Genomic DNA, 13,937 nt, shown 5'->3' on the forward strand with positions numbered 1-13,937 from the left:
AGGGAATACGATGCACCACTTTTTAATCATGCTCTTATGGCTTGCTCCAAGCTTGTGTATTGCAAAAACCATCGAGTTTAAAGTCATAGATGGTGGTGGCAGTGGCGCATTTAGCGCTATTGCAGCCACTGAAAGTTCATTAGGTGACTATGTTATTTACCGCCCAAAAGAGTTAAACCAGTCAACAAAATTACCCATTATGGTATTTGCTAATGGCGGCTGTATGGATACCTCATATCCATTTGAGCATATGCTCTTGGACATTGCCTCGCATGGTTACTTAGTGATTGCATTAGGCAAAATGCAAAACAGTCTGGATGACAGGCCCTTAAATAAGGCCAGTAATAGCATGATCCCTCACGCGATTGATTGGATCACAGCGCAATCGGCAAATCCGTTAAGTGAATTTTACCAAAGCGCAAACCTTGAGAGAATTGCTATAGCAGGCCAATCGTGTGGCGGCGCGCAACTACTTGCCACTGCCGCAGATAAAAGAGTCAGCAGCTATTTAATGTTTAATTCAGGCATTGGTGATATGACCATGGCAAACGCAGATGTTATGTCACTGCAAAACTTGCATGCTCCTGTTATCTACCTTGTTGGCGGTCCTACTGATATTGCCACTAATAATGCCAAGCTTGATTATCAACGCATAAATCATGTACCCGTAGTATTTGCTAATCATAAAACAGCTGGCCATTCTGGAACGTTTGAACAGCCGTATGGCGGGTCATTCTCAAAGTTAGCGATTAAATGGTTGGATTGGCAATTAAAAGATAAACAAAGCAATTCAGGGCTATTTTTACAGGGCCAAACCGCTGATTTTGTCAGTTGGGATATAAAAGCAAAGCAATTTTAAAAGGAATGGTTATGAACACAGCAACATTTAAGCGGTTTTTATGGGCTGCATTTTTTTCTGCAGCAACGGTCACTGTTCACGCAGAGCCGCTCACCCAAGTAAATGTGACACAAGGTAAACTGCAAGGCACAGCTCAGCAAAACCTCGCTATTTTTAAAGGTGTGCCGTTTGCCAAGCCCCCCGTTGGCGAACTTCGTTGGAAAGCCCCGCAACCGGCAGAAAAATGGCAAGGGGTGCTTAAAGCACAAGAGTATGCTCATGCCCCAATGCAAGCAGGCAATCCGGTATCTGGAGTCAGTGAAGATAGCTTATATTTAAATATTTGGACGCCAGCACAATCTGATAAAGACAAGCTCCCCGTATTAGTTTGGATTTACGGGGGAGGCTTTAGTTTTGGCAGTTCATCCGATCCTATTTTTGATGGTGTGGCGCTTGCGAATAAAGGCGTGATTGTAGTGTCTATCGCCTATCGTGTTGGTCAATTAGGTTTTTTAGCCCATCCGGAACTTAATAAAGAAAGCCCAGCTGGGGTGTCGGGGAATTATGGTTTGCTCGATCAAATAGCCGCCTTAAAGTGGCTTAAAAACAATATCAGCCATTTTGGTGGTGATGCTAACAATGTCACTATTGCGGGTGAATCCGCGGGCGGTATATCAGTGAGTATGCTTGCAGCGTCACCGTTAGCAAGTGGTCTATTTAACAAAGTTATCTCGCAAAGTGGCGGTTCATTTGGCCCTACTCGCATTAAAAACTACCCCGGTGAAAACATGTCGACCTTAGAGCAGGCTCAAGCAGAAGGTTTCGACTATGTAAAACAATTTGGCACAACCTCAATTGCACAGCTGCGAAAAATGAGCGCAGACACCTTTATTCCAAAAGGTTGGTCACTGCCTGGTGGATGGCCTATTGTTGACGACTATGTGCTCAAAGGCGACCAATATAAGCTCTATCAACAAGGCAAGTTTAATGATGTCCCAACCTTAGTTGGCTATAATTCCGATGAAGGTGTCAGCTTTGTGTGGGACCCTGATGTAAATAACTTTGTTGATGGAGTAAAGACTCGCTTCGGGCAATTTGCGCCAAGCTTACTTGAGGCTTACCCAGTAGCAAAAAAAAGCATTCCTCGTAGCGCCCGTAATCTAGTACGTGATGCAGCCTTTGGCTGGCATACATGGAGCTGGGCTAAATTACAAAGCCAGTACGGTAATGCTCCTGCTTACCTTTATTACTTTGATCATCATCCTGAGCGTAAAACTGGCGCCAAAGATGAAGATCATGGTTCTGCTCACGGTCATGAGATTGCCTATATGTTTAACAACCTTAATAAGTCAGATCCGAATGTAACCGCAAACGATTTAAAAATGGCAGAAACAATGGCCACCTATTGGACTAATTTTGCCAAAAATGGCCACCCAAATGACAATACATTACCCCACTGGCCGGCTTTCAATGAGAGCAAACCTAGCACTATGTATTTTCAGCAACAAGCGAAAGTAGGCCCCGTCCCCGACCAGCAAGCACTAGAAACCCTTGATCAATACTTCAAATGGCGCCGCACAGACGCAGGCAAAAAATGGGCTAATCAAACACCCTAGTTAAACAATTCATAAAAAAGCCACTAACTAAGTAGTGGCTTGGTGAGAGTCGAACATGGTCCGTGACTAGTTTGGCTCACGTAAATGGAATATTTGGCACTTACTCCCTAAATCAGGTTGTTGTGCAAAATTAGTATTTTCTGCAAGGCCACAATCGCTTAAACCAAGCACTTGCTTTGTATAACGGTTGATCAGCATTACGCCACCGCCATCAACTGGTGCAATACGCCATTGTGCAGTCTTACTATCACACGCAGCCATTTCTACATTGGCACCAGGGACCATGGCATTTTCAGCTACAGCTGCACAGTAATCACTTGATAAGTCTTGTTTTAAAGCAACGTAACCGGTATCAGTTGGCGCAAAGAACCATTGCTGAGCATCACTGTGAGTAAATGCTTGTTGCTCAACATTGGTGCCCGCTTTAACGGCTCCTGCCACACTTAATGCTTTACCACTTTGTTGACTCATCACCGCAACACTGCCAACAGGCTGTAATTGCCAATCGCTACAGGCAGACTCTTTACCTTGTTGTAACACAGCTTGATTTTGCGCTGCAGAACAACCAGCTACTGCAATAGGTTTTTCTGTATAACGGTTCGTAATTGACACATTACCATCTGTTGTCGGCGCTACTTTCCATTGCTGGCAAAAGTTATTACGCCACGCAGCAGATTGTACTTTGGCATTATCTGAACCACTGCAGTTGGCTAATTCTAAAAATTTGCTATCTTCACGATTCGCTAAACGCACAAAACCATCCGTTGTAGAATCAATCACCCATTGTCCGTTGGTGCTAGCACATTGACGCTGAACAGCACGCGCATCTTGCGGATCGGCTGCAATATCTAAGCATAAGCCGCTGGTCGCATTTACTAAATTGTAGCGTTGGCCTTGTACGCGCGTTACCAATGGGCCATATTCACCCGCTGGCGGAGCCACTTCAACACCAGGAGTCAGTGGTTTACCAAAGTTTGGCGTGCCATCGTCGTTCCAGGTAAACTTCTGGGCACGTAATGAACGTGTGGCACTACAGCCATGTTCTACTGAGTCATTGCCGTGATAAACCAACCAATCTTCGCTACCATCAGGAGATGTGAAGAAACCATTGTGACCGGGACCAAAAACGTCTTCTGTACGTTCAAACACCGGTTGATCATATTTCTTCCAGCTACTTGATTTAAGTGGGTCATCGCCCACAAGTTCAAGCATCCCTAGTTTGTAATCAGGGGTATTACAAAAACTGGCTGAGTAAGTCATAAAAGTTCGACCATTGTGCTGTAAAATCTCAGCGCCTTCCGTTACCTTACGGCCACTGATCTCCCAATCAAGTTCTGGGCGAGTAATAACAGTGTGCGGAGAGTCTTTTTTCAGCGTCCATGGGTTTTCCATTTCGGCAATAATATTAAGTTGCTGATCGCCCTGCCACTGTGAGTAGATCACATAGAGCTTATCTTTGTAGGTTAAGTAGTTGCCATCAATGTTCCATACATCAGGCATGAGCGCGCCTTTGTACTCATACGGCCCCATTGGATCATCACCTGCACTTTCTAATACATTAAGATGCTGGTTTTCCAGCGTACCATCTGTACCTGAGGTATACATCATATACCAACGATAACCATCTGGCCCTTTGACACGATGAAACTCAAATGCCCAAAAGTTACAACAACGCTCTGCTTCAGTCGACGACCAAACATTAATGGGCGTTGCATCAGCAAGGCCTGCTAATGTAGGTGATTTACGCATCACCAACTCAGATGTCCACGTAGTGGTCGTTAAGTAATAGTTACCATCCCAATACTCTAACCAAGGATCGGCACCATTAGGAAATAAAGGATTGGTAAACACCCCGTCATCTTGAATCGGTGCTTTAGCAGCCGCGACAGGCGACTTGTCTGCTGTTTTTTGTGTGTCTGCGCTGGTTGTTGATTCACAACCAGTTAGTGTGCTTAATGACAAAGCCAGCAGCCCCAATAGGCCTGTTGCTTTGACGGTGCGCTTTAACTTAGTGCGCAATTGATGTTGTGCATTCATTGTTGTTATCACCCTTATTTTTATTATCCAGCCGCCTATTGAGCGCTGATTTGAATTAAAAGTTTTGGTTTATTTTCCGCTTTCTATCGCTGCATGTAACTTGGATGCAAGCCTGCTAGCGCTATTTATCAAGGCTATTACTTAGTGCCAAATTCATACACGATACGGGTTGAATAAACATCGCCCGGCATCAGTGTTGTGCTTGGAAATGTCGGCTGATTCGGCGCATCAGGGAAATGTTGTGGCTCTAAGCAAAAGCCACTACGAAACTTATGAACCAAGCCAGAAGCTTGCTTGGTGCTACCATCTAAAAAGTTGCCTGAATAAAACTGTACGGCTGGCTCTTCGGTATACACAGTCAAGGTACGCCCTGAGTTTGGCTCATAGACGTTAGCGGCTTCAATCAAATCATGGTTGGGCTTATTTTTAAGAACAAAGTTATGATCATAACCTTTACCAAGCTTGAGCTGCTCATCATCAATATTAATTTCTTTGCCAATTGCTTTTGCATTTCTAAAATCAAATGGTGTACCCGCCACTTGCATTAACTCACCCGTTGGGATCAAGCCACCATCAACTGGGGTAATTGCACTTGAGTTGATTTGCATTTGGTGATCAAGAATATCGCCCTTCCCAGCTAAATTGAAATAGCTATGTTGGGTCATATTAATGATGGTGGGCTTATTTGTTGTTGCCACAAATTGCATATCTAGGGTATTTTTATTGGTCAACGTGTAGGTAACTTGTGTTGTTAGTTCTCCAGGATAACCTTGGTCGCCATCCGGGCTCACTAAACTGAGTGTTACACCGGCACTGTTTTCAGTGCTAAAGGGTGCCATAGTCCATACTTTCTTATCAAAGCCCTGTACACCACCATGTAAGTGGTTGTCACCATCGTTTGTGGCTAGCTGATAGTCAGTACCATTTAGGCTAAATTGACCATTGGCAATACGGTTACCAAAACGGCCAATAATTGCACCAAAGTAAGTTGATGAATTAGTATAATCTTCTAGATTATCCATGCCTAAAACAATGTTGCCCATGTTGCCATTGCTGTCTGGCGTTTCGATACGAGTAATGATGCCGCCATAATTGATCACATCCACACTCACCCCATTACTGTTCGTTAATGTTACTTGGTTAATGGGAGTTTGATCTGAAAGCTTGCCATAAGCCTGTAATAAAGCTGAAGGTGATTGAGTCATATTGTCTCCTTGGTGAGCACATGCGGGGGTTAAGGCAACGCCAAAGGAAATTGCCAATGCAAATAAACCGCGAGAATATTTTTTATTAGATACTGACGACTGATGAACCGCTGTTAAGCGCTGAGTTATACATTGCAATGACATACCAATAACCTTCTTGTAATTATATTTATACTTTTATAATACAATATGGCATTGAATTGCAAATTTATTCGCCTAATTGTTTAGTTGTATTTTTCCATCTTTAACTAAAATACAGTCCATACCTGCCGCCTTTGCTGCTTGATAGCCAATTTTGGTGTCTTCAAACACCACACAGTGATTTGGCTGTACGCCAATTTGCTTAGCAACCATTAAAAAGGTTTCAGGGTGCGGTTTACCGCTTTGAACATCACTGGCTGTGACTAACGCATCAATTTTATTGATAAGACCAGTATGCGTTAAATGATCAATAGCATGGCTACGGTCGGCGCCGGTACCAACACCTATCGGCATCTTGCCGTGGTAATGGTCTAATACTGCAACCGTTTGAGCAATAATTTCAGGTTTATGGTTTAAACCTAGCCAAAATTGATGCTTTTGTTGAGCCACTTCAACTGCATCATGGGTTTGGGAGAATTTTTCATTGAGTAGCTCAATAGTCGCAAGCGTAGGCACTCCCCCTAAGCCATGCATATAATCATAATCAAATGGGTAGCCAAAGGCATGACAGGTTTTCTCCCATGCTTGCAAATGGCCGCCCATAGAGTCGATAAGCGTACCATCCATATCAAAAATAATACCTTGGTATTTGGTTAGATCTAGCATTGTGATTTCATAGCCTCATATAAACAAAAGCCAACTTTACTACAAAGCTGGCTTATTTAGTTAACTTAGCTTACTGCGTGAGAAAACGACTATAAACCGCGTTTTAACATGTAGTATGCTGCGTTATGGCGAAGTTCTGTTTTGAAGCCACGAATACTGGTGTCGCCATCAATAATCATCGTTTCAACGCCAGCCATTTCTGCAAAATCAACAATCATATCTGTAGTGACCGCTTGGCTATATGCAGTGTGGTGTGCACCACCAGCATGGATCCACGCAGCAGACGCTACTGAAAGATTTGGTTTTGGTTCCCACAGTGCTGAAGCAACAGGTAAATGGGGTAAATCAGCAGGTGGGGCGACTGTGTCTACTTCGTTAATAAGCATTCGGAAACGGTTACCCATATCAATCGGTGAAACGTTAATTGCTGCGCCTGCTTTAGCAGTAAACAATAAACGACCCACATCACACTTAACACCAATAGTGTGCTCATGCACTTCTAAATGTGGTTTTTGCGCGGCAATTGATGGGCACACTTCTAGCATATGCGCACCCAATACTTGGTCAGTTTCACCCATGTTATAGGTGTAATCTTCCATAAATGAACAACCGCCCTCAAGACCTTCACCCATCACTTTCATGATGCGAACCATAGCAGCTGTTTTCCAGTCGCCCTCGCCACCATAGCCATAGCCTTTAGACATTAAGCGCTGAGTTGCAAGGCCCGGTAAACCCGATAAACCTGACAAGTCTTCAAAACAGTTTGTGAATGCTTTAAAGCCACCTTTTTCTAAAAAGCGCTCCATACCCAGCTCTAAACGTGCTTCATTACGCAGCATCGATACTTTGTAATCATCTTGCAGCGTTTCATCGCTAATCACATAGTCAGTTTTGTATACTTCAAGCTGTGCATCTACTTCGGCATCAGTTACCGTATCAACTACTTTAACCAACTCAGCGACACCAAATGCGTGTACTTCATAGCCAAACGTAATTTGTGCAGAGACTTTATTACCTTCTGTAACCGCTACTTGGCGCATGTTATCGCCAAAACGTGCCACTTTAAGTGTTTGGCTTTCTGCCCAGCCTTTTGCTGCGCGACACCAATCATCAATTTGCTTTTGCACGTCAGCACGTTGCCAATGACCTGCAACCACTTTACGCTCTTTACGCATTACTGTGCCGATGAAACCAAATTCACGGTCACCGTGGGCACTTTGGTGCGTGTTCATGTAGTTCATATCAATGTCGGCCCAAGGAAGTGCAGCATTGAATTGGGTATGTAAGTGTAACCATGGTTTACGTAATTCGCTCAAACCAGCAATCCACATTTTTGCTGGTGAGAAAGTATGCATCCATAATACTAGACCTACACAATTAGGATCAGTGTTTGCAGCTTGGCAAACAGCATGAATTTCTTCGGGCGTTTTCACTGTCGGTTTACACACTAGATTGACAGGTAAATTAGCTTCGCTATTTAAACCAGCTACTATTGCAGCACTATCATCTGCAACGGTGTTTAACACTTTTGGACCATATAAATGTTGTGACCCAGTTACAAACCAAACTTCTTTCATTGACGACGGCATATATAAATTCCTCTTGTACTTGTTAGCCACGGTTATTTTTGGCCGTAGTAGGCATCTTTACCGTGTTTTCTTAAATAATGTTTATCCATCACAGACCTTTTAAGCGCAGCGGCACTTTGATCAAGCGTGCGCGTTAGGTAAGCCATGCGAGCAATCTCTTCAAGTAATGCAGCATGGTAAACAGATTGTGCAGCGTCTTTACCCCAAGTAAACGGTGCATGACCTGCAACAATGACCATAGGGGCCGCTTTTGGATCCCGCTCTTTATAGGCATCGGTAATTTGAATACCGGTTTCTAGCTCATAATCACCATTTACTTGCTCATCGGTTAATTCACGCGTGCAAGTGATGTCACCATGGACATAATCGGCATGAGTAGTACCAAAGCAAGGAATACTTTGTTTTGCCTGAGCCCATGTAGTGGCATACGTTGAGTGCGTATGTGTTACACCACCAATATCATTAAAATGGCGATACAAATGAACATGGGTTTTAGTATCAGAAGATGGCCGCATACTGCCCTCAACGATGTTGTTTTCTAAATCCACAATCACCATGTCTTCTGCTTGCATTTGGTCATACGATACACCGCTTGGTTTTATCGCAATAACCCCTTTGTCGCGGTCGATTTGCGATACATTACCAAAGGTGTAAATCACTAATCCACGGCGTTGTAATTCCATGTTAGCTTCAAATACTTCACGCTTTAATTCTTTATAACTCATGCTTTTGCTCCATCAACATACTGTGCTAATGCTTGATAATTAGCATAGAGTTCGTTAAAGACATCAACCCGTTCTGGGTTTGGTAAATATTGATGACATACCGCAGATGCCATTACTTTTTGTGCATCAGCTACGCTTGCGTACTCGCCTGCTGCCACTGCGGCCATAATCGCGGCACCTAGCGCACAGCTTTGTTCGCTTTCAAGCACATCAATAGGGCAATTCCAAACATCGGCACAAGTTTGCATAACGTAATCGGATTTTTTCGAGATACCACCAATAACGACCACAGAGTCAATGGGGACCCCTTCATTTTCAAAACGCTCAGTAATAGCGCGAGCGCCAAAGGCCGTCGCCTCAACCAATGCTTTAAAGAACTGCGGCGCATCAGTGCCCATTTTCATGCCCGTCATGGCCATTGCTACGCTTTGATCTGCATCGGGAGTGCGACGACCGTTGACCCAGTCAAGTGCCGTTACATCGGTATTTTTAATAGGTAACGCACTGGCTGCTTTTGATAAATCAACTAAAATTGAGTCTTCAATTTTATTGATCAAGCCTTGTTCTACGTCGTTTAAATTTGTTAATTGGCGAGTTGGCCATAGCATCAGGTTTTTAAACCAAGCGTATAAATCACCAAATGCCGATTGACCTGCTTCTAGACCAATCATGCCCGGAATAACTGAACCATCTACTTGGCCACAAATACCTTTTACACAGGTATCACCAAGTTGTTGTTTTGAAGTAACCGTAATATCGCAAGTTGAAGTGCCCATTACTTTTGTCAGTACGCCAGGGCGGACATTGGCAGCAACGGCCCCCATGTGACAGTCAAAAGCACCGTAACCAACAATAACGCTCTGCGGTAAACCAAGTTTCTCAGCCCACTGTGCAGTTAATTTGCCCGCGACTTGGTCGCTTGGTTGGGTGGTGGCATTAAGTGTATCAACCATGCCATCTAACAATGGATCAATAGAGCTGAAAAAACTATTTGGTGGGAAACCACCCCATTGTTCGTTCCACATTTGTTTGTGGCCTGTAGCACAACGGCCCAGCGTTAATACTTCAGGGTGTGTGGTGCCGCACATTAATGCAGTCATCCAATCGCAATGCTCTACCCAAGAGTAAGTTGCTGCTTTTACCGCCGCATCACCTCTGAAGATATGCAGTGCTTTAGCCCAGTACCATTCAGATGAATAGATACCGCCCATGTGTGAAAGATAATTAATGTCGTTATTGTTTGCTGCATTGGTAATTTCATTCGCTTCTTTAATCGACGTATGGTCTTTCCAAAGAATAAACATAGCATTTGGATTTTCAGCAAATTCTTCAGTCAGCGCTAACGGTGTGCCTTGGCTATCAATCGCTACTGGCGTTGAGCCTGTTGTATCAAAGCTCATTCCTACTACTTTGTCTGCGGTACCCGCTGGCACTTGCTGCCATAGACCATTAACAACTTCAACTAAGCTATCGATATAATCTTGTGGGTGCTGGCGAAATTGATCTTTACTTGGGTCACAATACAATCCTTGTGCCCAACGCGGATAATTAACTAAATGGCTAGCCAGCTCTTTACCTGTGGTAACGTCAACAAGCAGTGCTCTTACTGAATCAGAGCCATAATCTAATCCCAATGTATAACGAGACATAAATACCTTTCACTAATTGGATACTAACAATGTTAGTCATTACTGTTATTTGTATGATAATATCAATAATGACAGGTTGTAAAGGTATTATAAAAATATTATTAACAGATTTATTCTGAAATATTCTGACAGCCTTGCCCATTAAACTGATGTTTTGCAGTATCAAAGGGCTATAACCATGTCAAAGTAATGCTAAAAGCCGTTAATTTATTTTGGATGAAAAAATAGGATGTCTATGTCTAGCCAATTAGAACAATTAAAAACCATGACCACTGTAGTTGCTGATACGGGTGATTTTGAAGCGATTAATCAATATAAGCCACAAGATGCCACAACCAATCCATCGTTATTATTAAATGCGATCAAAATTGAAAAGTACCGTCCACTGGCTGTAGAAGCCGTTAATTGGGCTAAGCAACAAACTAACGATAGCGCCCAAGTGATCAGCAAAGCCGCTGATAAGTTATCGGTATTGATTGGCGCAAACTTAATGGCACAAGTGCCTGGTTTAGTATCTACCGAAGTTGATGCACGCTTATCATTTGATACACAAGCAACCATTAATAAAGCGCTTGAGCTCGTTGCACTTTATAAAGAGCAAGATATTGATACCTCTCGCGTGTTAATCAAAGTAGCGTCAACATGGGAAGGTATTCAAGCGGCAAAAGTACTAGAGCAACAAGGTATTCGTTGTAACTTAACGCTGGTATTCGCATTTGCTCAAGCCCGTGCCTGTGCAGAAGTAGGTGCGTATTTAATTTCGCCATTTGTTGGCCGTATTCTAGATTGGTATAAAGCCAATAATACTGACGCTGATTACAGTGGTGCTAAAGACCCAGGCGTACAGTCTGTCACGCATATCTATGACTTTTTCAAAAAGCATGATTATAAAACCATCGTTATGGGCGCAAGCTTTAGAAACATCAGCGAAATCCAATTACTGGCAGGCTGTGATAGATTAACTATTAGCCCAGGGCTACTTTCAGAGCTGGCAGCAACAGATGCGCCATTAACGCGTCAACTCACAGCTGCTACACAAACCGCTACGGCGCCTGAGCCTATGAGCGAGCACGCTTTTCGCTGGGAAATGAATCAAGATGCTATGGCGACTGAAAAACTAAGCCAAGGTATTCGCCAATTTGCGATTGACCAAGAAAAACTTGAAGCTATTTTAGCTGAGCTTATCTAAATCAATAACTAAACCGAGCTTTTGATAATCAATCATTATCAAAAGCTCAAATTTAAAATATAAAAAAGCCCGCTGATTTAATTAAATCAGCGGGCTTTTTATCAGGTAAAAATTAAACCTAGATGTCGTTTAATAGCGCATTTGCTTTAGCAACTAAGTTCTCTACTGTAAAACCAAAATGCTCTAGTAATACAGCACCTGGGGCAGACTCGCCAAACGTAGTCATACCTAGTACGTCGCCATCTTGACCAACGTATTTATACCAAAAATCACTGTGTGCAGCTTCTACAGCAATTTTAGCAACGCCTACAGGCAATACACTTTGGCGGTAAGCTTTATCTTGCAAGTCAAACTGATTGGTTGATGGCATAGATACAACGCGAACTTGCTTGCCTTGAGCTGTTAATTCAGCTGCCGCATTAACCGCCAATTCTACTTCAGAACCAGTCGCTATTAAAATTAGCTCTGGTGTTTTCTCACAATCAACTAAGGTGTAACCCCCTTTTGCTACAGTGTCTAACTGCGCTTTATCACGCGGCATAGCTTTAGTGCCTTGGCGACTAAAAATCAATGCACTAGGCCCTGTTTCATTAATTAGCGCTTGGCGCCAAGCAACCGCAGTTTCAACTTCATCACATGGGCGCCACGTCGTCATATTAGGCGTCATACGAAGGTTTGCAATTTGCTCAATTGGTTGGTGTGTTGGGCCGTCTTCACCTTGACCAATCGAGTCATGAGTGTAGACAAAAATGCTTTGCGCTTTCATTAATGCCGACATACGCACTGCATTGCGTGCATATTCCATAAACATTAAGAAGGTAGCACCAAATGGGATAAAGCCGCCGTGTAATGCAATACCATTCATAATCGCGCTCATGCCAAACTCACGCACCCCATAAAATACATAGTTACCCGCGTCATCATCTTGTAAGCCCTTCGCATCAGGCCATAAAGTTAAGTTTGAGCCAGCTAAGTCAGCAGAGCCGCCCATTAATTCAGGTAATTGCTCGGCAAAAAAGGTTATCGCATTTTGTGATGATTTACGCGTTGCAATGTTTTGCATATCATCTTGGCACTTAGCAATGTATTGATCTGCAAGTTCAGCAAAATTATTCGGTAATGATTTAGCCATCACGCGTCGGTTAAACTCTTTACTTAGTTCTGGGTGCGCTTTGCTATATGCCGCAAAGGTTTGTTGCCAGGCAGTTTCTAAGTCTTGACCTTTAGCTTGCGTGTTCCACTCATTATATACATCTTGTGGAACTTCAAAGGCTGGGTGTGGCCAATTTAGTTGCTCACGAACCGCTGCAACTTCATCATTACCCAGTGGCGCGCCGTGACAATCATGGCTTCCAGATTTATTAGGCGAACCAAAGCCAATCACCGTTTTACAGCAAATAAGCGTTGGTTTATCTGCCGTAGCTTGGGCTGTTTCAATGGCGTTAGCAATAGCGGTCATATCGTGACCATCTACATCACGGATCACATGCCAGCCATACGATTCAAAGCGCTTTGCTGTGTCATCCGTAAACCAACCTTCAACTTCACCATCAATTGAAATGCCGTTGTCATCCCAAAATGCAATGAGTTTACCTAGCTTTAACGTACCCGCTAATGAACATGCTTCATGTGAAATACCTTCCATCAAACAGCCATCGCCTAAAAAGCAATAAGTAAAATGATCAACAATATCAAAATGCGGTTTATTAAATTGTGCCGCTAACGTTTTTTCAGCAATCGCCATACCTACCGCATTAGCAATACCGGCCCCAAGTGGGCCTGTGGTCGTTTCTACACCCGGCGTGTAACCGTACTCTGGGTGACCAGGCGTTTTCGAATGTAATTGGCGAAACTGTTTAATGTCTTCAATACTGACGTCATAACCACTTAGATGCAACAGTGCATATTGCAACATTGAACCATGGCCATTAGACAATACAAAACGATCACGATTAACCCAATTAGGGTTAGATGGGTTGTGGCGGTGAAATTTTTGCCAAAGTACAGCAGCAATATCAGCCATTCCCATTGGGGCACCTGGGTGGCCTGAATTGGCTTTTTGAACGGCATCGACAGCAAGCATGCGAATTGCATTAGCAGATTGAGAACTGGGCAGAGTCATCTTTTCATATCCTGTTAATATTATATTATAATTAATATCTCAAAATACACACTAAATAGCAATAATAATTACGTAAGCGTATAGCCATTGCATTTATTAGGGTCTGTTTACCTTTCAAAGTTGAATTTTTGCAGCAGGCTGTTTGGTATTGAGGCAAGGC

General features: G+C 43.2%; 10 protein-coding genes. 3 read left to right on the plus strand and 7 right to left on the minus strand.

What is annotated here, in order from left to right:
- The first annotated feature begins 10 nt into the window (after window positions 1–10).
- Both ACHUE3_RS02980 and ACHUE3_RS02985 read left to right on the plus strand, forming a co-directional pair.
- Window positions 11–859 (plus strand): alpha/beta hydrolase family protein, encoded by an 849-nt coding sequence (locus tag ACHUE3_RS02980; RefSeq protein WP_394190020.1) that lies wholly within the window; start codon window positions 11–13, stop codon window positions 857–859.
- A gap of 11 nt (window positions 860–870) precedes the next feature.
- Entirely contained in the window at window positions 871–2,454 is a 1,584-nt protein-coding gene (locus tag ACHUE3_RS02985) for a carboxylesterase/lipase family protein (protein ID WP_394190022.1), read from the plus strand.
- 66 nt (window positions 2,455–2,520) lie between these two features.
- On the opposite strand, the gene ACHUE3_RS02990 is transcribed toward ACHUE3_RS02985, so the two are convergent.
- From ACHUE3_RS02990 to ACHUE3_RS03015, 6 genes are all read right to left on the minus strand, one after another.
- Window positions 2,521–4,491, minus strand: coding sequence for a family 43 glycosylhydrolase (locus ACHUE3_RS02990; protein ID WP_394190024.1), 1,971 nt, complete (start codon window positions 4,489–4,491; stop codon window positions 2,521–2,523).
- A 137-nt stretch (window positions 4,492–4,628) separates the two neighbouring features.
- Window positions 4,629–5,840: an aldose epimerase family protein gene (locus ACHUE3_RS02995; RefSeq protein ID WP_394190026.1), complete on the minus strand. Its 1,212-nt coding sequence runs from the start codon at window positions 5,838–5,840 to the stop codon at window positions 4,629–4,631.
- Between the two features lie 72 nt (window positions 5,841–5,912).
- Window positions 5,913–6,503 carry an HAD family hydrolase gene (locus tag ACHUE3_RS03000; RefSeq protein WP_394190028.1) on the minus strand — a complete coding sequence of 197 codons (591 nt, stop codon included), beginning with the start codon at window positions 6,501–6,503 and terminating at the stop codon, window positions 5,913–5,915.
- Between the two features lie 89 nt (window positions 6,504–6,592).
- Entirely contained in the window at window positions 6,593–8,092 is a 1,500-nt protein-coding gene (gene araA, locus ACHUE3_RS03005; protein ID WP_394190030.1) for an L-arabinose isomerase, read from the minus strand.
- A gap of 32 nt (window positions 8,093–8,124) precedes the next feature.
- Entirely contained in the window at window positions 8,125–8,817 is a 693-nt protein-coding gene (locus ACHUE3_RS03010) for an L-ribulose-5-phosphate 4-epimerase (protein WP_394190032.1), read from the minus strand.
- Window positions 8,814–10,466 carry a ribulokinase gene (locus ACHUE3_RS03015; RefSeq protein ID WP_394190034.1) on the minus strand — a complete coding sequence of 551 codons (1,653 nt, stop codon included), beginning with the start codon at window positions 10,464–10,466 and terminating at the stop codon, window positions 8,814–8,816. The genes ACHUE3_RS03010 and ACHUE3_RS03015 overlap by 4 nt, the downstream gene beginning before the upstream one ends.
- A gap of 235 nt (window positions 10,467–10,701) precedes the next feature.
- Here ACHUE3_RS03015 and tal point away from each other — a divergent pair, with 235 nt between their 5' ends.
- Window positions 10,702–11,655: a transaldolase gene (gene tal, locus ACHUE3_RS03020; RefSeq protein WP_394190036.1), complete on the plus strand. Its 954-nt coding sequence runs from the start codon at window positions 10,702–10,704 to the stop codon at window positions 11,653–11,655.
- Window positions 11,656–11,773: 118 nt separating this feature from the next.
- On the opposite strand, the gene tkt is transcribed toward tal, so the two are convergent.
- Window positions 11,774–13,777: a transketolase gene (gene tkt, locus ACHUE3_RS03025; RefSeq protein WP_394190038.1), complete on the minus strand. Its 2,004-nt coding sequence runs from the start codon at window positions 13,775–13,777 to the stop codon at window positions 11,774–11,776.
- Window positions 13,778–13,937: the final 160 nt, after the last annotated feature.

The sequence above is a fragment of the Pseudoalteromonas atlantica genome (assembly GCF_043641955.1).
GTDB classification, from domain to species: Bacteria; Pseudomonadota; Gammaproteobacteria; order Enterobacterales; family Alteromonadaceae; genus Pseudoalteromonas; species Pseudoalteromonas atlantica_A.

Excerpts from the sequence above, each read along its gene's own strand:
- tal (WP_394190036.1), top strand. The coding sequence starts at position 10,702 with ATGTCTAGCCAATTAGAACAATTAAAAACCATGACCACTGTAGTTGCT.
- araA (WP_394190030.1), bottom strand. The coding sequence starts at position 8,092 with ATGCCGTCGTCAATGAAAGAAGTTTGGTTTGTAACTGGGTCACAACAT.
- ACHUE3_RS03010 (WP_394190032.1), bottom strand. The coding sequence starts at position 8,817 with ATGAGTTATAAAGAATTAAAGCGTGAAGTATTTGAAGCTAACATGGAA.
- ACHUE3_RS02990 (WP_394190024.1), bottom strand. The coding sequence starts at position 4,491 with ATGAATGCACAACATCAATTGCGCACTAAGTTAAAGCGCACCGTCAAA.
- ACHUE3_RS03000 (WP_394190028.1), bottom strand. The coding sequence starts at position 6,503 with ATGCTAGATCTAACCAAATACCAAGGTATTATTTTTGATATGGATGGT.
- ACHUE3_RS02980 (WP_394190020.1), top strand. The coding sequence starts at position 11 with ATGCACCACTTTTTAATCATGCTCTTATGGCTTGCTCCAAGCTTGTGT.
- ACHUE3_RS03015 (WP_394190034.1), bottom strand. The coding sequence starts at position 10,466 with ATGTCTCGTTATACATTGGGATTAGATTATGGCTCTGATTCAGTAAGA.
- ACHUE3_RS02985 (WP_394190022.1), top strand. The coding sequence starts at position 871 with ATGAACACAGCAACATTTAAGCGGTTTTTATGGGCTGCATTTTTTTCT.
- tkt (WP_394190038.1), bottom strand. The coding sequence starts at position 13,777 with ATGACTCTGCCCAGTTCTCAATCTGCTAATGCAATTCGCATGCTTGCT.
- ACHUE3_RS02995 (WP_394190026.1), bottom strand. The coding sequence starts at position 5,840 with ATGTCATTGCAATGTATAACTCAGCGCTTAACAGCGGTTCATCAGTCG.